General features: G+C 57.9%; 29 protein-coding genes. 5 read left to right on the top strand and 24 right to left on the bottom strand.

Annotated elements, in window-relative coordinates:
- Positions 1-7: 7 nt before the first annotated feature.
- From D3Y57_RS19330 to D3Y57_RS19250, 19 genes are all read right to left on the bottom strand, one after another.
- Positions 8-1,885, bottom strand: a complete 1,878-nt coding sequence (locus D3Y57_RS19330; RefSeq protein WP_121155312.1) for a phage head spike fiber domain-containing protein — start codon at positions 1,883-1,885, stop codon at positions 8-10.
- Positions 1,886-2,281 carry a hypothetical protein gene (locus D3Y57_RS19325; protein WP_121155310.1) on the bottom strand — a complete coding sequence of 132 codons (396 nt, stop codon included), beginning with the start codon at positions 2,279-2,281 and terminating at the stop codon, positions 1,886-1,888.
- The gene (locus D3Y57_RS19320) at positions 2,281-2,496 is read right to left on the bottom strand and encodes a hypothetical protein (RefSeq protein ID WP_121155308.1); all 216 of its coding nucleotides are present in this window, start codon (positions 2,494-2,496) and stop codon (positions 2,281-2,283) included. Before D3Y57_RS19320 ends, D3Y57_RS19325 begins: the two co-directional genes overlap by 1 nt.
- Positions 2,493-2,657, bottom strand: coding sequence for a hypothetical protein (locus tag D3Y57_RS20310; protein ID WP_162987216.1), 165 nt, complete (start codon positions 2,655-2,657; stop codon positions 2,493-2,495). Before D3Y57_RS20310 ends, D3Y57_RS19320 begins: the two co-directional genes overlap by 4 nt.
- Positions 2,654-2,872: a hypothetical protein gene (locus D3Y57_RS19315; RefSeq protein ID WP_121155306.1), complete on the bottom strand. Its 219-nt coding sequence runs from the start codon at positions 2,870-2,872 to the stop codon at positions 2,654-2,656. Before D3Y57_RS19315 ends, D3Y57_RS20310 begins: the two co-directional genes overlap by 4 nt.
- Positions 2,869-3,231 carry a hypothetical protein gene (locus D3Y57_RS19310; protein ID WP_121155304.1) on the bottom strand — a complete coding sequence of 121 codons (363 nt, stop codon included), beginning with the start codon at positions 3,229-3,231 and terminating at the stop codon, positions 2,869-2,871. Before D3Y57_RS19310 ends, D3Y57_RS19315 begins: the two co-directional genes overlap by 4 nt.
- Complete coding sequence (locus D3Y57_RS19305) at positions 3,228-3,596, bottom strand: hypothetical protein (protein WP_121155302.1); 369 nt, start codon at positions 3,594-3,596, stop codon at positions 3,228-3,230. Before D3Y57_RS19305 ends, D3Y57_RS19310 begins: the two co-directional genes overlap by 4 nt.
- Entirely contained in the window at positions 3,593-4,195 is a 603-nt protein-coding gene (locus tag D3Y57_RS19300) for a glycoside hydrolase family 19 protein (RefSeq protein WP_121155300.1), read from the bottom strand. The genes D3Y57_RS19305 and D3Y57_RS19300 overlap by 4 nt, the downstream gene beginning before the upstream one ends.
- On the bottom strand, positions 4,192-4,503 hold the full coding sequence (locus D3Y57_RS19295; RefSeq protein WP_162987215.1) for a hypothetical protein: 312 nt from the start codon (positions 4,501-4,503) through the stop codon (positions 4,192-4,194). Before D3Y57_RS19295 ends, D3Y57_RS19300 begins: the two co-directional genes overlap by 4 nt.
- Before the next feature lie 88 nt (positions 4,504-4,591).
- Positions 4,592-4,834 (bottom strand): hypothetical protein, encoded by a 243-nt coding sequence (locus D3Y57_RS19290; RefSeq protein WP_205590084.1) that lies wholly within the window; start codon positions 4,832-4,834, stop codon positions 4,592-4,594.
- Positions 4,831-5,397, bottom strand: a complete 567-nt coding sequence (locus D3Y57_RS19285) for a DUF4376 domain-containing protein (RefSeq protein ID WP_121155296.1) — start codon at positions 5,395-5,397, stop codon at positions 4,831-4,833. The genes D3Y57_RS19290 and D3Y57_RS19285 overlap by 4 nt, the downstream gene beginning before the upstream one ends.
- Positions 5,394-8,495: a phage tail protein gene (locus tag D3Y57_RS19280; protein WP_121155295.1), complete on the bottom strand. Its 3,102-nt coding sequence runs from the start codon at positions 8,493-8,495 to the stop codon at positions 5,394-5,396. Before D3Y57_RS19280 ends, D3Y57_RS19285 begins: the two co-directional genes overlap by 4 nt.
- The gene (locus tag D3Y57_RS19275; RefSeq protein WP_121155293.1) at positions 8,492-8,920 is read right to left on the bottom strand and encodes a DUF6950 family protein; all 429 of its coding nucleotides are present in this window, start codon (positions 8,918-8,920) and stop codon (positions 8,492-8,494) included. Before D3Y57_RS19275 ends, D3Y57_RS19280 begins: the two co-directional genes overlap by 4 nt.
- Positions 8,914-9,567 carry a DUF2163 domain-containing protein gene (locus tag D3Y57_RS19270; RefSeq protein WP_162987214.1) on the bottom strand — a complete coding sequence of 218 codons (654 nt, stop codon included), beginning with the start codon at positions 9,565-9,567 and terminating at the stop codon, positions 8,914-8,916. The genes D3Y57_RS19275 and D3Y57_RS19270 overlap by 7 nt, the downstream gene beginning before the upstream one ends.
- Positions 9,567-9,980: a hypothetical protein gene (locus D3Y57_RS19265; RefSeq protein WP_162987213.1), complete on the bottom strand. Its 414-nt coding sequence runs from the start codon at positions 9,978-9,980 to the stop codon at positions 9,567-9,569. The genes D3Y57_RS19270 and D3Y57_RS19265 overlap by 1 nt, the downstream gene beginning before the upstream one ends.
- A 175-nt stretch (positions 9,981-10,155) precedes the next feature.
- Positions 10,156-12,504: a phage tail tape measure family protein gene (locus D3Y57_RS19260; protein WP_121155287.1), complete on the bottom strand. Its 2,349-nt coding sequence runs from the start codon at positions 12,502-12,504 to the stop codon at positions 10,156-10,158.
- Complete coding sequence (locus D3Y57_RS20305; RefSeq protein ID WP_162987212.1) at positions 12,504-12,680, bottom strand: hypothetical protein; 177 nt, start codon at positions 12,678-12,680, stop codon at positions 12,504-12,506. Before D3Y57_RS20305 ends, D3Y57_RS19260 begins: the two co-directional genes overlap by 1 nt.
- A gap of 199 nt (positions 12,681-12,879) precedes the next feature.
- Complete coding sequence (locus D3Y57_RS19255) at positions 12,880-13,146, bottom strand: gene transfer agent family protein (RefSeq protein WP_121155285.1); 267 nt, start codon at positions 13,144-13,146, stop codon at positions 12,880-12,882.
- Positions 13,147-13,158: 12 nt separating this feature from the next.
- A complete protein-coding gene (locus D3Y57_RS19250) occupies positions 13,159-13,614 on the bottom strand; it encodes a phage tail tube protein (RefSeq protein WP_121155282.1) in 456 nt (151 codons plus the stop codon).
- Between the two features lie 198 nt (positions 13,615-13,812).
- On the opposite strand from D3Y57_RS19250, the gene D3Y57_RS19245 reads away from it, so the two are divergent.
- The 4 genes from D3Y57_RS19245 to D3Y57_RS19230 all read left to right on the top strand — a co-directional run bounded on the left by D3Y57_RS19245 (position 13,813) and on the right by D3Y57_RS19230 (position 15,250).
- Positions 13,813-14,067 (top strand): type II toxin-antitoxin system HicA family toxin, encoded by a 255-nt coding sequence (locus D3Y57_RS19245; RefSeq protein WP_121155280.1) that lies wholly within the window; start codon positions 13,813-13,815, stop codon positions 14,065-14,067.
- Positions 14,064-14,396 carry a type II toxin-antitoxin system HicB family antitoxin gene (locus D3Y57_RS19240; protein WP_121155278.1) on the top strand — a complete coding sequence of 111 codons (333 nt, stop codon included), beginning with the start codon at positions 14,064-14,066 and terminating at the stop codon, positions 14,394-14,396. Before D3Y57_RS19245 ends, D3Y57_RS19240 begins: the two co-directional genes overlap by 4 nt.
- 93 nt (positions 14,397-14,489) lie before the next feature.
- Complete coding sequence (locus D3Y57_RS19235; protein ID WP_121155276.1) at positions 14,490-14,915, top strand: DUF2846 domain-containing protein; 426 nt, start codon at positions 14,490-14,492, stop codon at positions 14,913-14,915.
- Between the two features lie 11 nt (positions 14,916-14,926).
- Positions 14,927-15,250 (top strand): hypothetical protein, encoded by a 324-nt coding sequence (locus D3Y57_RS19230; RefSeq protein WP_121155274.1) that lies wholly within the window; start codon positions 14,927-14,929, stop codon positions 15,248-15,250.
- On the opposite strand, the gene D3Y57_RS19225 is transcribed toward D3Y57_RS19230, so the two are convergent.
- The 3 genes from D3Y57_RS19225 to D3Y57_RS19215 all read right to left on the bottom strand — a co-directional run bounded on the left by D3Y57_RS19225 (position 15,247) and on the right by D3Y57_RS19215 (position 16,476).
- Positions 15,247-15,462, bottom strand: coding sequence for a hypothetical protein (locus D3Y57_RS19225; protein ID WP_121155272.1), 216 nt, complete (start codon positions 15,460-15,462; stop codon positions 15,247-15,249). The two genes, D3Y57_RS19230 and D3Y57_RS19225, sit on opposite strands and share 4 nt — an antisense overlap.
- A 9-nt stretch (positions 15,463-15,471) precedes the next feature.
- Positions 15,472-15,885 (bottom strand): DUF3168 domain-containing protein, encoded by a 414-nt coding sequence (locus tag D3Y57_RS19220; protein ID WP_121155270.1) that lies wholly within the window; start codon positions 15,883-15,885, stop codon positions 15,472-15,474.
- Between the two features lie 186 nt (positions 15,886-16,071).
- Complete coding sequence (locus D3Y57_RS19215; RefSeq protein ID WP_121155268.1) at positions 16,072-16,476, bottom strand: HK97-gp10 family putative phage morphogenesis protein; 405 nt, start codon at positions 16,474-16,476, stop codon at positions 16,072-16,074.
- Positions 16,477-16,766: 290 nt separating this feature from the next.
- Here D3Y57_RS19215 and D3Y57_RS19210 point away from each other — a divergent pair, with 290 nt between their 5' ends.
- Positions 16,767-17,033 (top strand): hypothetical protein, encoded by a 267-nt coding sequence (locus D3Y57_RS19210; protein ID WP_121155266.1) that lies wholly within the window; start codon positions 16,767-16,769, stop codon positions 17,031-17,033.
- 119 nt (positions 17,034-17,152) lie between these two features.
- Here the strand turns inward: D3Y57_RS19210 and D3Y57_RS19205 are convergent, their stop codons facing one another.
- Together D3Y57_RS19205 and D3Y57_RS19200 are read right to left on the bottom strand one after the other, a co-directional pair.
- Positions 17,153-17,503 (bottom strand): hypothetical protein, encoded by a 351-nt coding sequence (locus D3Y57_RS19205; RefSeq protein ID WP_162987211.1) that lies wholly within the window; start codon positions 17,501-17,503, stop codon positions 17,153-17,155.
- Positions 17,494-17,901 (bottom strand): DUF4054 domain-containing protein, encoded by a 408-nt coding sequence (locus D3Y57_RS19200; protein ID WP_121155262.1) that lies wholly within the window; start codon positions 17,899-17,901, stop codon positions 17,494-17,496. The genes D3Y57_RS19205 and D3Y57_RS19200 overlap by 10 nt, the downstream gene beginning before the upstream one ends.
- Positions 17,902-17,946 lie beyond the last annotated feature (45 nt).

Genomic DNA, 17,946 nt, shown 5'->3' with positions numbered 1-17,946 from the left:
GTTGGCCTCAGTTTTCATGCGGGACAGGATCTGTCCGGTTTTCAGGTTCGACAGGGAGCGCTCGGTTTTCGCCTCCGATGACGAAGGACCGGATTTCTGCGGCGATGCGCAAAATTCGGCTCGTGCCGATTGCGCCGGATGGCCGGAGCCACGTCAGGAAGGCTGCGCCAACGCCTGAGGCGGTAATTCGCACCGGAACTATCCGGTTGAAAATGGCGACACCCACCCCGGCAAAATTCAGTGTTTTGGACATGCCTCGTTGGATTGATGCGAGGCCGACGCCGGATACGGCGACGGTCAGGCTTTTAGCCTTCAGCGTCCCCAATGTCACAAAGCTCGCTCCAGACGCTGAGATTGTGCGCAGGCGAGAGACAGATCGAACAATACTCGCCAGCCCAATGCCGGTAGCGGCAATGGATCGACCCGCAGCGATTATTCGGTTGAGCGACGCAATGCCGATGCCCGCCGCTGTCACCGTGATGCTTTTGGCCTTAAACGTCGCCAACGTCACCAGCCCCGTACCGGAGGCTGCAATCGAACGACCAAGCCCGATGGTACGACTGACAGATGCGATGCCCACGCCAGATGCCGAAACGGCGCGCCCCAATGCCAGCAAGCGGTTCAGCGATGCAACGCCAGTTCCACTAGCCGACTTCGTGACCGCGATCGCACGTTGCAGCGCGGTCAGCCCGATGCCGGTTGCGCTGATCGTGATGCCTTTGGCTTTCATCGTTGCCAGCGCAACGAGGCCGATGCCTGTTGCAGATATCGGTTTGCCGAGCGCCAGTTTGCGAGCGAGCGATGCGACGCCGACGCCGGTGAATGTTTTGCGAAGCGCGATGGTGCGTTGAAGTTTAAGGACGCCTACGCCCGTCGTGGTCAGAGACCGCTTATAAGCGGCCAAGCGTGCGAGAGACGCAACGCCAGCGCCCGACGATGAAACGGCTTGCGTGTACGTCGTGCCGCCCCCGGTTTCGTTATCGTCAACATATTTAATATACCGACGGCTAAAACTGGTCGGTATTGTGTACGCAACCCCGGCGGTTACCCCGACGGTGATGGTCGAATTATCATCAAACGTGAAAGTTAGCGTTGTGGCCCCCACCGGAACCGTGAATGATACTGCGTCGGCGGCGCGGGTTGCGGCTGCGCTGGTCGTTAGAATTGGCGAGGATGGAGCGCCCGATCCAATTTCAAGTTGTGGGTTCCAAAACAATGCGCTTGAACTGGCGGCGACCGTTCTGCTGCCCGTTGCATCACAAAGGCCAAAGAACTCGCGGAAGACCGGGCTTCCGGCATACGAAGTTAGAGTTGCGGCAAAACGAAACCATGATGAGCCAAGCGCCTCCACCGTGGCATTTGACCACAAATTGTTTCCGGCGAGAGTTTCAGTGCCCGCGCCCGCAAGCGTATCGACATTGAAATATTGCACGTCGGCGGCAAAACTACTGCCGCTGTTAAAGGTCTGGTTTTGTTGAATAAACGGCTGCTTGGATGCCGTTATCCGCTTGAAATACCCGCTGATTATATATGCGGTCGACGCGGTTACAGTGTTGGAGTTGGTGTTGGTGTTGAAATCAACAAAACCAGACCCGTTATCGGCTTGCTTGTCGGCGGTCGTCGTTCCATCTGGGGCGGCCCCGAAATCGGCCGTTGAGGTTCCATCGTGGCCCCAATAGCCGTTGTCCAGTTGCTGCGAATACTTTAGCAGGTTCGTCGCAGCCGGTTCGACTAGCAACCCCTTGTCTGTCCGCCGAAGCAAGTTCGCAGCAAACGACGTGAGCACCCCCGCGACCGTCTGCGCATAACCCCCGCTCGCGCTGACGTTGGCCGGGGTTATCCCGGTGTATGTGCCGGTCGTGAAGTCGGCAATACGGACGGTCATTTACGTCTGCTGATATTTGAACGTGAAGGTCACGGCGTCGGCGATGGCCAGCGCGATTCCGGTGAAATCACCCTTCAGGAACAGATTGCCTGAGCCGATGGTGGCGTTGTCGAAAGTGCCGGCGTTCGTAACAGTGCCCGCGCCAGTTGCGGTCAGCGTTCCGACCACCTGATGCGTGTCGTTGGCGATGGTTGTCGTGACAGCCGACGACGTGCCAGCAACGCGGGTACCGGTTCCGGTCGCGAGATCCACCGCCTTTTCGGTAAACAGCGTAGTGTCGCCGACTGCCGACGTGCCCGCGCCGGTTCCCCAACCAATCTGTTTCGGTTCGGTACCGGACCCCATGAGGCGTGAGATTATCAGCGCTTTGCCTGCCGATGAGAAGATATTCGCCATTATTCAGCCTCCCCGACCAGAACAGTGATGGTGTCGCCCTCAGCAACAATCGTGTCAGAGGGCAGATTAAGCGTGAGAGTGCCACTAACCCCGTCGAGTGGCAGGGCTTCCACGACCATGCGTTCAACCGTCAGCGTGGCGGACTGCCCCTCGAACTCAATTTGTTTCGAGGTCTGAACGAGTTGCGCGTTCAGTACGTTGTAGAGGACTTTCATTTGAACACCTTTCCGAATGTAGATTTGATGCGGAACCAGAGGGGATCGCGGGTGCGCGCGATGACTCCGAGGTCTTCGATCGTGCCGTCAGCGCGGGTGATGAACGCAGACAGTTCGCCGCGCATTCCGCCTGCCGACATAGTTCCGACTTTGCGTTTCATTTTCCCGAAGCCGCCAGCAACTTGGCCTGCAACCGCGCATGGCCAGCGTCATTATCGCCCGCCAACACAGCGATAGATTCCTGAATGACGGCCTGATCTTTCACGTCGAAAGATTTGACGATCTCGCTGACAAGATCGACCACCGCACTCGAACCGTTGAGCAACGGGACAAGTGATGGCAGCGCGCCAAGCACTGTTTGCAGATTGATCTTCACTTGACTGTTCCTTTCACGAGCGCCTGCACCTGATCGGCGAAGATGCTGAGTTGCGACGCTGCGGAAAGCAGGCCGGGAGAATTGAATGCCGCATAGGCCGTGCGCGCCGCTGTCAGGGCCGCGTAAGCCTGATTGTCGATGTTCGCCGCCTTGGTTGCGTTCGCGCCTTTCAGCAGCCCACTATCGACGCCCAACTCGATGATGGTGCGCGACAGTTTGTAAGCCTGCTCGGCGGAGCGGATGGCGATATCGTCGGCGGTTGTGTGACTGGCGATCTGGGCTGGCGCGATAGCGCTTATGGGAACGGGTGGCGTGCAGGCCGACAGGGCGAGCAGTAGCGGCAAGATCATTCGTTTCATGGGGTGGATTCCTTGATTTCATTAGCTTTGGATTGGGCGGTATCGGCAACGTCCTGAGCGGCTTCGATTGCGTCAGCGGGCGCGGGCGTAGATCCGGCGTTTGCGACTGCGGTGATCGCGTTAAGGGCGGTCGTAGTATTGTCGGCGCGTTTGGTATCGAGAACGTCCTGACCCGCTTTCTGTGTGAAGTAGAAACCGAGGGCCATCAGAGCCATGCCGCTAAGCTGGCCGACCATATAAGTAATGATATCGCGGTTTGATGTCGGGATATCCTTGAAGATTAGCAGCGGGATAACAGCCGTGAACGCTGAAACGAGGAACATCGCGAGCAGGTTCTTGAACCAGTCAGGGTTTATGATTTTCATGCCAGCATACCCTTCGCCACGTTCGTTAGTTCGATGCGATCAGCGATGCCGTTGACGCCACCGTTGATCGCGCGAGTGAGAGCGCGAAGGTTGTCCGCGTCCGCCAGTTCGTTCAGGTTGTGCGCGGCCCAGAAGTCGCACGCGGTCAGGACGGCGATGTCAGGGCGTTCGGCGAGCGGCGGGTTGCTCTCGATGTCCACCCCAATGCGCCCGCTTGCGCGGTGATAGTTACCGTGGCCTGTGATTTGCAGAATGCCGCGCCCCATGAAGCGCTTGCCGTCGCCAGCCTGCACGTTGCCGAGGTCTATCCGCCCTTCGTAGCGGGCCTGTTGCGGTGTCGGCCCCCATATCTCGCGGAGGTATTTATAGCGGCCCGATTCATGAGATGTCTGTCCAAGGAAGTGCGCGAGGCGCAATGGCGTGATGATCCGATACCGCGCCAGATATTGCGATGCGCCAACGCCCAGATCGCGGCCACGGTCGCCAAGGTCGCGGCCTGCAACCTTGCTGAACAGTGCTGCATAGGTGCGTGGGCCGGGTTGCCCGTCTGGCGTGACGCCAATGCGTGCCTGGATGCGCGGCCAGTTAAGGTCCGTCATTTCGTCATTCTCCCCGCCGCAAGTGTCAGTTCGACCATACTGTTGCGCAGTTCGTGGATTTGGCCGTGGAGCAATGCTTCAGACTTCGCCCGATCCTCGCGCTCAGCCTTGAGTTCGGCTTCAAGGTCGTGGACGCGACGCATCAAGTCCTGACGCAATGATTGGTCCCCCTCCGCCGCGATCTTCCGAAGCGCAGGCCACACTTTGATTAACCCGCCGACGATGACTGTCAGGATCGCGACGAGGACATAGGTGCTGGGCGAAAGGCCCTCGACCTTGACCGGGATGGAGTCGGGGATTTCCATCACGGCGCGGCAAATCCTGCGGGTAAGCGCATACGACTACTCCTTCACGATGTGATTATTCAGTTTACGTCGGCATATTTACCGACGCTGGTTAGGTGCCGATCTTGCTGCGGCAGTGACCAGCGCCGAACAGTGCGTCGATGAACACTTCGCAGATCAGCGCCCACCGCTTGCCGACGATGGCTTGGCGACCGACGATTGAGGAAATGGTTTCATCTGGGTCCGGGGTCGGTCCGCCGAACAGGATATATTTAGGGCCGCCAAGCAGGCAGTGCGCCAGCTGGTCGAGAGCGATCAGGACACACAACGCCCAGAGCTTCAGGCGCTGGATCACGTTGGCCAGTCTGCCGCAATGTCGATTGCCTCAAGTGCCTCGATGGTTGCCGCCGCGTCGATCGCCGCCTTGATGACCGCGCCCCGGTCATGGCAGGCCGAAACATAGCGTCCGACCGCGACGCCCAATGCAATCATCCCCTGTGCGTCCAGCGTGGCCGACGAGTTGTCAGCCATCGTCCAGTCGATCGAGAACGGCGCACCGGCAGTGCTGGCGATAAGGGCCATAGTCACTGCACCGTTGACCTTGCGCTGACTGTCGGGAGTGGTGTCGGAACGGCCAACAGGTGTTGCGCATCCGGCCCATTCCATCACGTCGCGGAGCGTGGAGAGCGCGTTTCTCATCGCCGCCTTGGTGCTGCTCAGAACGATAACCGGTGAGAACACGTAGGGGACCGCAGTGTACTTCCCGTCCAGTAGCTCGACCGTGTAGTCTAAAGCAGGCGTCGGCACCTCAGTCCACCGGAACCCGTCAGGCGCGGCGGGAAGTGATGAGACATCCCCAACCTCGACCCCGTATTCTACGATGGAGCAATCGTCGTTGTGCAGTTTGAAAGCCGTCATTTGAAGTTGATCACTTCAAGATTTATACTGTGTGACGTGACCGTTACCGGCATCCCGCCGCTTCCGATGCTATGTACATTATAGGCAAATTGCATTTTTCCGGTCACAGGCACGATCCAACTAGCCGACTGTAGATTTATGTTTTGGAAGCCGCCATTGTTGGCGACACTCACGCCGGTAAACACCCATCCAGCACCATTCACGTTGTAGTATAGCTGCAAGGCAACTGAAGCTGTTTGCCCCGGATACCCGGTCGCGGCAGAAAACGCCGCGTTTCCAGTCAAGGTTACGCGGGTGCCTGCCGTCACAGTGCCCGTACCTGTACCATTGATAACACCGGTATCTGCCGCCGATGCGCCCGATGTTGTTGTCTGGGTGCCTGATGACCCGGTCTTCCATGCGAAGGTGCCCGGCACAACGGTGGCGAGGTCAACGCCCCCGTCAGTTAGCAGATTGCGCGCGCCAATCTGTTTGAGCATCGCCGCTTCAAAGGCAATGCTTGGCGTTCCGGTGTAAGCAATGACATTCAGCGAAAAGAAATAGACGCCAGCAGGGACGGTATAGACAAGATCGTAGACCGTTAAGCCGTTGGCGACTGGGCCATTTGCGACAAAGTCGGGCGAAGGTGAACCGCTAATTTGGCTTGCCGGATAACCTTCGACAGCACTTTCCCCGGGGCGGAGATACAAGCCCGTACTTGACGAGCCAATGCCATAGAGAAAGACTTTTATATTGTAGATTTCGCCGGGCATGACGGCGACTGATTTGCAGGTTGCGCCATTTTGGTCGCTAGTCGCCGACTTGGACAAGACAAACGAGTATTTTCCCGATTGTGCGTAGGTGGGGTCGGCGTAAAATCCAACCGGTCCCGCGCCGCCTAGATAATTCGTAACCCAACCGGCCGTCGTTCCGAGTTCCGCGCCGCCGTTATAGATAAGGTTTTGCGCACCGCTTCCTGCCAACGTGTCAATGGCGGAAAGCGTCGGTCCTGCTTTTATATCGGTGACGATCGCCGTAGCTGTCGAACCTGACCCAACTGTAATGACAGCTCGATATTTTATGCCGCCCGGCGCAACCAGCGATTTATAAACCAGCGTGCCATTAATATAATATCGAACGACCGCCCCGTCGTTAATGACTTGCAGATAGTCGTCGGGCGCTGAAACAATCGTAGGAACAGTGAATACGTTCTTCCCTGATTCAAAAATCAGATAAGCTGAACCGCTTCCCTGCGTTTGCGAATAGATCGCATATTCCATTTTTGTGTAAATCGGCGCGGAAAACGACGCCCGAGAAGTTAGCCCTATCATCAAACGGGATTGCAGGCTGGCCATACGAACTGCGACTTCACTGCTCGTATAATAATTCTTGTCAGCCCCGCCGGTTGTCCAGTCCCCACCCGAGCCATTGCCACTCAGGCTATTGCCGTTGATGTTGATGGTGCCGGAGTACGATACGTCAACGAGGGTAATATCGCGCGTGGCATTCGGGTCCATCCAGTAGGGATTAACAGGCGGCGCACTGATCGATGGCGTTGGCGGCGCTGTCGTGGTTTTACCCAAAGCAAACGCGTGCTTGGCCGCAGTCTCCGAGCGAAATGTCAACGACACCGAACCGTTCGAAGGATCAAGTCCGCGCTTCAATATGATGGCCGTCTGATTGACCAAATTTGCGTCAGGGATGTTCAGCGTCAGGCAGTCGCCATTCTTGAACCTGATCCATGCCGGTTTGAGAGGGATGGGGATTGGGCCATATTCGCGGGCGTTGACGATATCATATGCAGCCAGTTGCGCGGCCTGCGTTGGTTGCTGACCTGCAAAGCACTGCACTAGCGGGTAATCGACCTGTCGCGTGCGTGTCTCGCCATCTTCGACGATGTACGTGGCTCCCTTCACCACATCGCCCGCCACGACCTCCCAATCGTGACTTTCAGAACGATACGTCGGTACGATGCTGTTAATCCGGGCACGGCGCGGCTGCATCGCCGGAAATGAAATATCGCCATCGGCTAGATCGTCAGCGGTGATAGTGGCAAGGCTGACTTTCGGCGCGTTGACAAAGCAGGACAGCATCGCAGCTTGCCGGACAGGCTCGCCACCGCCTGCCTGACACATTTGCTTCAGGACGTTCCACTTGTCATCGGTCGAACCGACAACGCCGCCGATCTTCCAGCCATTCGCGTCAGCCACGTTTGCAGCCTGCACGAACGCGTCAACGTCGATGCTCGCAATCGGCATTCCCACGCCTATTGTGCGGATACCGTTCGAACGCCGCCCGATGGCCCAAGTAAGCGCGTGGAGCCACGGATTGTCGCTGTAGGCCCATGTGGACTCTGTTGCCGACCGTTGCGTCCCTGAGCCGCCCGGATAGGTACTATCCTTGCGAGGATCGTAGGCGCTGACACCCCGCCCGACGATTGCCAGCTTCGGTTCGCCCGTAGGATAGACCTTGCCCTTGTTGTCGAAGCATATCGTCAGCATCGTGGATGCCAGACCCGACAACTTTGCAGACGGACCCCAACCAGGCGGTACTGCATAAGGTGCGACGTGCGCGGCGGCTTCCGGTTGCGCGCCAAGTTTTGCCGTCAACCAAGCATACCCGGCAAGCGTGCCAACCACGGCTCCGTTCGTACCGGTGAACGTGGTCGCAACCTTGTCCATCAGGTAGCTGTCGAAACCAGCTATCGGCCCTGCACCAGAATAGACCGTGACGAAGGTTTCAAGCTGGTTGGGAACACCAGCGTCCGGGCCGGGGTAGCCGATACGATGCACGAGACTGCCCGCGTTGAGCGTGCGCCCGATCCAGTAGGGCAACGGTGCGCCAACATCGGCTTTCCAGTTGGTGGGCGATCCGACTGCGCTTCCTGATTGGGGCTTTTTGGCGAGCGCAGAACTGGCGAGGGAGAGGCCCGCGGCAACGGCTGTCAACGTTCCGACCGACAACCCGAACGCGCTGGCTCCAACCGCAGCCGATGCCGCAACGGCCCCAAAGCCGGTCCCCGATGCGGCGATTGCGGGTGCCGTTCCGATGCCAGCGGTCGCCACTGTAATAGCCACGACACCGACAACCACGGCTGCAATCTTGAGGATTTTGCTCATACAATCGCCCGCCAAGCCCGCGTTTGCTCATAGGTAATGCGCAACACCGCGCACCCTTCCGCCTCTTCGTGCCAGCCAAGCACGGCCCCGTTCCCCAGCACGATCGCTAACCCTTCAAAATCATTATCGCCGGGCATGATCATGATATCGCCCGGCAGTGCGGCAGCGGGTGCGATCTCCGCCAGATGCTTGTCAGCCAATTCCGAAAGCGACTTCACGCCCATTCGCTTCAAAGCCGCCTTGGCTCCCAGCGCGGTTGTCCACTTGCCCGCCTTCGCAATACCGACCTTCACGCCCAACTGGCGAAGGTGGAAGGCAGCGAGCTTGGCGCAATCGGCGGAACCCCAACGAAATTCTTTGCCCACGAACCGCGCCATCGTCGCCTCGGTGGCGATTTTTCGGCGTTCTAGGACGTGCATCACCATTGGACCGCGCCAGAATTGCCGCGACCGCTGCCTCCAGAAGGACCGCCGACATAACCTATGGTCACAGGCGAAACGCTTTCACCCATCACGCCCCAGAAAACCTTGTTTTCAAGCCCGGTGATATTGTCCAAACCCGTCTCTCCCGGCCACAATGATTTATGAAAGGTCGGCGAAAGGCGGACACCCTCCTGATTGTCGAAGAACCGCTCCATTCCAGAGACGGCATCTACGTCGAGTTCGCGCTTGTCCTTGCCGACTGTTGGCGTGATCTGGTCAAGTTCACCGTCGAACAGCAGGATTGGGTCAGCGACGACGTTGTAGGATGTGTCGAGAGCGCCCAACCAGACACGGACGCGTGAGCCTTGGTTCGCAGGTACCGCCAGCGCTGCGATCGATGCACCGCTGGCCGGGATGAAATTGAACGACAACGCTGGGGCTTCGTCGCCGAACCCGTCCTCAATGGTGTCGATGGCCGCAATCGTACCGAACAATGGGTCAAGTCCAGTGAACGTGCCGCCGTTGAAGGTAAGGCTGGCGCAGCCGTCGAGGACGCGGACGGTCTGCCCCGATTTCAGGTCGATCTGGAGCGCACCGAATAATGTGGTCGGGTTCGCCTGAAGGGCTGTGACCATCGCTGGAGTGGCCACTATGCGTCCTCCGTCACAGTGAAACTGATCGGGTTTCGGGCCGCGGCCTGCTTGCTCCAGCGATCACTGTCAGCGGAAAGCGAGCCTTCGATGTACGGCTTGGCAATCTCGATGACATCGTTGTTCGTCAACGCCGTGCGCAACGGCGGATATATGTTGGTGGCCCCGCTACCTGAGCCATCAGCCGTATAATCACCAGCAAACCAGTGCAGGAAGCGACGTGAGTTATGGATGATCGACAGAGGTTGACCCTCCTTCATTACATAGCCCGCCGTCAGCCCTTTGATGGGCAAAGCGATGCCGCCACCAACAGCGCCGTTCACCAGCGGACTTCCAGGCGTTCCGACGATGATCCCTGATTGGGGCACCACCACGATAACGCCGACCTGACGACCACGCATAAGCCGCGCCACGAAGATACGGCCCTCGGTTGGACTGTATAGCGGACGCAGCGTGTAACTTATGGCTGTGCGATTTCCGAGGCGATTGATGCGCTGGACCGGGCCGCCCAGTGACGGCGTAAGAGTTGCCCCCAATCCAACGGAGAGAATGAAACCTCCAGATACCGAGGGTCTGGCAACATGATACTCATGCAAGCCTCCGGGCGGCTGCTTTGGCATAGTTTCGCGATGCGATCTGAGCGCCCCCACGCGCCCCCGCAATTGCCGCCTGCCCCGCCTGTGCGTTGACGTAATCAAGAAGGTCTTGCGTTACGACACCGCCACGCGCGTCCAGAGTAAAGGATTGAACGATCGATGTACCGCCGCCTGAGACTGCGGTCGGCATCCGACCGAGCGGGATAATCTTTCCCGACCCGGCTGGCTGGAAACCCTCAATGCCCGTTTCATTGACTCGGTAGGTCTGACCACCCTGCACGTCACCACCGGATGCGCGACCGACGAGTTTGCTCGCAAAATTGCCGATGCCGGAAAGCAGGCCTCCCCCGCCGCCGCCGCCGCTGAACAGCGATTCCCCGAGCGGCTTAATTATCGCTTGTTGAATAGCGATCTTCAGCAAGCCAGAGACGATCTGGTTAACGACCGAATTGAACACTTCACCTAGCGATTTGCCGCTAAGAATGGCGTCGGCTATCCCGTCGTTGAGAGACTTAAGGCCGTCGACAGCAACTTGCTGGAAATCCTCGTTAAGGCCCTGAGCGTCTTTCCGGAGATCCTTCAAATAGCTTTCGCCCGGCGTCATCGTGTTCTGCTCGGCCGTCTGAATATCTAAGTTCTGACGTTGCGCCAGCGTCTCGTTGCGACGACGCGCATCTGCTTTAGCCTCTTTGCTGGCGAGCGTGTCATCGATCACGCGCTGGTTCTGAATGCGCTCCTCTTCATACTTGAGCGCTATGATCGACAGTTCAATATCGCGGCGTTTCGCCTGCGTAGTTGCAAGCCCGCCCTGCAATTTTAGAATATCCTCTTGGCTGCTTAGGGAGCCAACGGCGATCTTGGCGGACTCATCAGCAAGCGCTTCGATCTTCTGCTGGTTGATCGAATCCTGCCGGGCTGATGCCGCCTTGTCGATGGCGGCGATCAGCGTGTCTTTGCGTGCCTGTGAATAATCCTTGTTGAGGCTCACATCCTCGACGGACTGGAGGCGTTGGCGTTCAGCTAGGTCGCTCTCGATCCCGGCGCGGATCGCGATGTCCGCAGTCATGTCCTCCTGCTCGCGGAGGTAGTCTTCCTGCGCGCGAGCAAGGGCGCGGTTGAATTCGCGCTCGATGTCCGCGGGATCTTTTCCTTTTGGACCTTTAGGGCCTTTAGGCGGAGTTACTGTGGCGGAGCCTCCTGCGGTCGCATTTCCCGCATTAGGGTTGAGCGACGCTTTCGCCGCGGTGACAGCATCTTTGGCATTTTGAACGGCGTCCACAGCCGCTCTCTTGGCTGCAACCAACTCGGATTGATTGGATGCGGAATCCGGAGCGTAGCCGACTTGTCTCTCGGCAGATGCAAGTCGGCGTTGTGCGTCCGCCGCGCCGCGGATTGCCGACACTGCGTTGCCCTTCGGAGTGGCGGCAGCAAGTAGGTCAGCGCTCTTGTAGGTTCCGAGAGCCGTCAAAAAGCTTTGGTTTCGCACGATGTTTGCAAAGCCAATGAACTGCTGACCCGCCTTCACTGCCCAGACCGCGAGGTTAGTCAACTCATTCGCCAAGGTGCCGATAGCATTGGCATTATCTGCCACCGTGCCCGCGATCTTGACCTGCAACGCTTGGGTTAAGCGCTGGATTTTACTCGCAGTCTCATCAGCGTGTGCGATCTGGCTATCTGAGAGGATCAGCCCGAAAGATTGAGCGTCCAATGCAGCCTTGCGAAACGCGGCACCGCCCGCTGTCAATGTGGGGATCAGCGCGCGGTTAGCCTCTCCAAACAATGCCAGAGCGCGTGTTCCGGCTTGGGCAGGGTCTTTGATCTTCGACAGCCCATCAGAGATCGCTTCAAACCGTGCGCTATCGGTCATTTTGGCGAGTTGTTGCAGTGACACGCCGGTCCCGACGAGTGCCGCCGTTACATTGGCGACAGCCTCTTTCGACTTGCCGTTGAATGCATCTCCCAAGGATTTGCTGAATTTTGCTAGTCCCGCATCCGCTTGTTCTATGGTTGCGCCACTGGCAGTCGCTGCAAACCTGAATTCCTGAAGAAACTGCGAGCTAACCCCTGCGGCTTGCGCTATGTTTTTTAAGCCCGCTGCGTAATCAAGGCCGGACTTAATAACCCGAGCGAGAGCGTCGACTCCTACGGAGGCGGCAAATCCAACAGCAGCACCGCGAAGTAATGCGAATGCATCAGTCCCAGCCGCGCCCATCTTTTTCGTGGAACCCGTAATCTGATCGAGTTTACGAGATGTGTTGTCTGCCGCTTGGTTGATGTCTCGATTATAGCCGTCGATCTTCGCCTCAAGCGTAACGACGACACTGTCTGAAGTGACGGCCATCAGTTCGCGGCCACGCCAGCGGCGATCAGACGGGCAGTCTCAGCCTCGAAGATATCGAAGTCGGGAGCCTCGACCTCTTCCTCTTCGTCGGGGCTGTTGCGCTTGTTCCAGAAGTGCAGCAGCGCGCCGTACTCGTAGAGCGTCAACTTGCCAGCTTCGCTAGGCGCAACCCCCATCACGTTGCAGTTGGCGAGGATTTCGCCCCAGTCGAGCGCGACGGCCTCACTTTTTTTTTAGGCTCAGCGATTGTTTTTTCGGGAGGGTTATAACCTTCGATGCAGGCCGACATCACGGCGGTGGCGTCCGTCCAACTTCGGTTAAGCGGCAGTCCATCGACGTAGGTGGCGACCAAACGGTTTGCGACAATCGACGTGACTACGACTGGAATGCCATCAACGACCCCGCTCCACCACCGATGAGGCCCTGCCGGATTGTTTCCATGATATCGTCAACGCGGAACGCGCCTTCAGAAGCTAGTCCAATGCCCGAACCATCGACGTTGCCGACGTAGCGCCCCTTCAGCAGCCGGGCAAATACCTCGCCGATAGGGCCGCATTTTTCTTCGATCGCAAGGATTTGCCGCAAGCCAAGCTTGAACGTGTACTCGCCGTCGCCGAATAGTAGATCAATATGCGTCTGCACGGGCCACCTCGCTTAAACGGTGGGAACCCAAAGAACCGGGCCATCAGACACAAAGGTCATGGAGGCGGTGACATACTGCCCATCAGCGGCCTGCTGCTGCCAGTTAGTCAGGACGAAAGCGCCAGCCCACCAGCCTGAATCCACCGCAACGGCGGGCGAAGCTGGCTCAAGTTCGCTGAACCGGTAGTTTTTAACAACGCCCACGGCTGCACGAATGCGGGTGGCGTCAGTACGGTTATACAATCCCGCACCGCTCATGTCCCACTGCTTGCCGGTGAGATTAACCTGACGCGCTGGTACATCTTCTGGGAGCGCGCAATCGGCTACAAACACGTCGCTCGTGTTGGTTTGGATGGTGAAGGACCGCGTATTCAGGCCGCAAAGGACAGTGAACACCTCCGCCGGTGTGGCTCCATCGCCCATCAGGATGGTGAAATAGCCGCCTTTGATGAGTGCCGGACGTGCCATGGTTATCTCCGCGAACGTGAATGATTTCGCGGAACATTAAATCTGTGACGACGGAGGGTTTACCGACGCTGGTTAAATGAAAAGGGGCGACCCTTTCGATCCGCCCTGTCGGACGTGACGAAGGCGCGCGCCGGAACTATCGCAGAACGCTAGCGCTTTTCGCTTGCATTTCCGCCTGCGCTATCGCTATATGCCAGCATGAATAGCAAGCATAAGAAGACGCTCAAGATGGTGTTCACCGATCCGGCATCGGGCACCATTGCATGGGCTGCCATTGAGGGCTTGCTGGTCGCGGTCGGATGCGAAGTGATCGAGGGCAATGGTTCTCGCGTCCGTTTCGTGAAAGGCGAACTGGTTTTCAGCTTCCACCGCCCTCACCCGGCGAAGGAAGCTAAGCGTTATCAGGTTCGTGAAGCCCGCGATTCCCTTATAAAGCTAGGAGTTGAGCCATGACCGTAATGACCTACAAGGGCTATGCCGCAACCGTCGATTTCGACGCCGACGATATGATCCTCGTCGGCAAACTGGCCGGGATCGATGACAATATCAGCTTCCATGCCGATGATGGAAAGGCGTTTATCGAGGCATTCCATGAGGCGGTTGAGGACTATATCGCCACTTGCGCCAAGATCGGCAAAGCGCCGCAGAAGCCTTATTCCGGCAAGGTGATGTTTCGGATTGACCCGAGCGTTCATGCGCAAGCCGCACTGGCCGCCCAACTGTCAGGCAAAAGCATGAATGCTTGGGGGAGGATGCTTTGCGAAATGCTGCCGAGAAGATGACCGGTGAGGCTTTGAGGGTTTAATCGCCGGGTTGTTGAAACGAGCATCCAAACCGAATAGCTATGCCGCCGTAACAAACGGGGGTAAATCATCTTGAAAATCAACTTCGCCGCATTCGCTTGCGCGATCATTACCACGCCAGTCATGTCACTGGCTCAAACTGCCGCTCCGACTATCACGATACCGACCGCCACGATCATCATGTATCGCGGCTCTAGCGTAATGGGCGCAGCGTTAGGCTGCCCAATCCGCTACAAGGGGCAAGAGCTTGTTGAACTTGGGCGCGGCAAATACGCCGAATGGTCTGTGCCCGCAGGCGACTATATCCTGACCAACAAGACCGCCAGCGTGGACGTGATCGTCGCTGCCGGACAAACGAAATACGTTCGCTGTCAGATCAAGCCGGGATTTATGACGGGCCGATCCGATCTGCAAATCGTAGATGAAGAAAGCTTCGTTCAGCACCGCGCCGATTTCGAGAAAAAAGACATATCTCCGCTCGTAACAGCATCAAATTAGGGGCTGGCAATATGTTCAAAGCAATCGTTGGGCTGTTCGACATCATTACGCTCTTTGCCGCCGGGTGCAGCACATGGCTCATGTGGGGTACGCTTATGCAGATAGCGAGGCCCGCCTATGGTGATCAGGCTCTAGGCGCTCCCGGCCTTGCTGCATCGGCGGCAACAGCAATGGTGATTACGGTCGTGCCATATTGTGTCGCAAAAATACTCGAACAGGCCCGACAGAGAATGAGAGAAATTCCACACGCGCACGAAACGCCGAACAGCCTACTTTCTTCGGCGAACGATCTATTTTCCCCGGTTCCGTATGATAAAGATGACGACAACGGCTAAACGGGCTTAACAACCGTCAATCGCACCTTCACCCGATCCCCCGGCTTCACAGCGCCCTCGAACGCATACCCGCGCACCGCTGCCGCCAGTTCGGGAGAATCGAGCCGTAATGCCATCTCCGAAATGTCATCAAGATCAATCGTGCCATTCGCGTGCAGTTGCGCGATCAGTGCGCCAAACAGGCGTTCAGCATCGGAGGGGGTGTCGTCCACCCCGTAGGCCTACTGCGAAACGACGGTGACCTCAATGTCTGTCGTGCAGTGCCAGGCGCTTGCCTCATCCGTGTCTCTCAGTGTCTGCCCGCCTGTCACTGTGACAGTGGCCTCGTCCCCGTTTTCAAGCACCAGTGTGGCTCCATCGAGTATCTTGGCTATCCTCGCCGCAATAGCTGAGGCTGCGTCTTCTCCGGGGCCGCGCGCAAAGCTATGAACCGACACAAAAACCTTCGCCCCGTCCATGCATGTCGCTCGCTCAGGGATATAGGTCGCGCTGCCATACCGGTTAAACGGCCAAGTCACGTTCGCTGGCGTCTCAGGTCCATAGGTGCGAACGTCTACCATCACCGATAGCGGCGCGTCCGACCGTAGGAGCGCGACGACGGACCGACGAACAGGCAGACGGGGATCGTTGGCCATCAGCCCTCTTCGCGGCTTTCGTCGCCCTTATCTGGGCGTTTCACCGATTCCGCAGCCTTGGCAGCGATGGCAAGATCGGCTACCTCATCTTTCACGAAGACCACGCTGTCCGCCTTAAACGCAGTGTGCGCGTTCGTCCCCAGATGTGGTCGTAATCACGCTTGAACTTGAGCCACTGGGCCATGATTAACCTCCAATTGTGTTTTGAATGACGCGCCGGACATAGGCTGTAACCTCATCGCGCTTCTTGGCGACGGCAGGTTTCATGTACGGGCGAGCGGCCATCTTCGAAGTGCCGAGTTCGAGCGGTATTGCGTAGGGCGCGTTGCTCGAAACTGTCACCCGGAGCGGCGCTTCCTGAACGGTTTCGATGTTACCGCTCAGGACGCCGGTATCCTCATTGGGAGCCTGCCCCGGCTTCGATCGGACATGGCCTTTGCCCGACACCTTACCCTTGGTGATCGAGGTCTGGGCTTCAACCTGAATTGCCAGCCCCGCCTTGAACAGCGCTTTCCCGACCCGCTCAACGTTGGCCTGGCTGGCCATGCGCTTCAGGCGGTCGGTGTGTGTCTTGCAGCCAGTTACAGCCATGACCAACTCCGGCAGTTATGAATGTCGCGAATAGTCTCAATTGAAATTTGATGCCTGTCGGCTAGTTGCCGGTTTGTAAGCGCCCCTTGGGAAGCTCTGATATCGAGCACTTGCGCTCGATTTAGCTTAGCCGAGCCACACTTTTCCCCACGACTATCAGTGCCGTGCTTAAAACGATCCGCCTGATTTTCAGTCCGGGTCGCCCAACGCAGGTGGTGAGGGTTAGTGCACCCAAGATGCCCGTTTCCACAAGAGTGCGCAGACTCGTGATCTGTCGTCGGCGCGGGACCATGCGCTCGCTCGCACATATAGCGCGCGACCCACATTTCTTTGCCATCGACCGTTATGCCGCCTCGGCCCTCACCCTTCTTACTGAAGGGCCAAGACAGGCATTCATCGCCTTTATAATCAACGTGCTTGTCGATCCATTTAAGCAAATCCCCACGGAAAGTCGGGCCAGCGAGCGGGTCGCCATGTTTGCGCAAGCGCTTGTAATGAAGATTGCACATACCCATTCGCAAAATGGTCAACTTGCCACACGTCTTGCAGGGATATAGTCGGCGATTAGCCACATTCGATCCTTCCGTGATCGTTTTGGTTAGGGCTGAGCGCGGTGTTACAAGCACCCGTTCAGTCCGCTTATGTATCGCAAATTCCGGTAATTTTTGCAAGACCGTCACGCCCGCTGACCACGGCACAGGTAATAGGACAGCGCGGGGTCAGTCGTGACCGAGGCAACCGCATAGCGCTGATCGCGCACGGTGATTTCGCAATCGCTGTCGATCGGATCGCATAGGTCTGCCGCTAGCACGTAGATTGCCACATCGGTGTCAGTGAACCCCGGCGTCATGCGCATCGCGTGCGTTGCGCTGTCGAGTTGGGCACGGATGCACTCGTCGGACCAAGCTATTCCGATTGTGCCGAAACCGTCGTCGGCATCGGATCTGCGGTGGAGCGTGGCGTCAAGGTACATCGGAGCAAGCACGGATGCGAACACCCGCGCAAGTCCGCCGTCCATCAAGCCCACGGATAGGCCCCAGCAACGCCACCGCGCAGCAGGCCATCGCAAACGGATCCGGTTGACGTGATCGAGGGACCGCCAAAATGGGCGCGAAGAAAGGGCAAAAACTGCAGGCCGTAGGAGGTCGAAGCATACCCGGTTTTTGCCGATGCCCGCTCCAGCTTTAACGCCCCCGACTGGATCAAGGTGAAGCCTGACGCCCCACCGGCTGCAAGTTCAGCCTCAGCGCCCGTCCCGTGCCCTTGCAGCGTTAGATAGTGCGCCGTCAGTAGATAGCTGGCGTGGTCGTCGTCCCAAGCGCCTGTCGTCAATAAGGCCCGATCAAGCCAGTATTGAGCCGATGTGTCAGCGGTCGTGACAAACGAGGGGAATATCGTTTTGAACGTGGCGACGGTTGCTGTCATGGCCCGACGTTCTATTTTGCCACATCTGGGTTCGTTACCGACGCT

This window comes from Sphingomonas paeninsulae (genome assembly GCF_003660165.1).
GTDB lineage: Bacteria > Pseudomonadota > Alphaproteobacteria > Sphingomonadales > Sphingomonadaceae > Sphingomonas_O > Sphingomonas_O paeninsulae.
The sequence above is the reverse complement of the archived record's forward strand: the minus strand, read 5'-3'. Positions and strand labels throughout refer to the sequence as shown.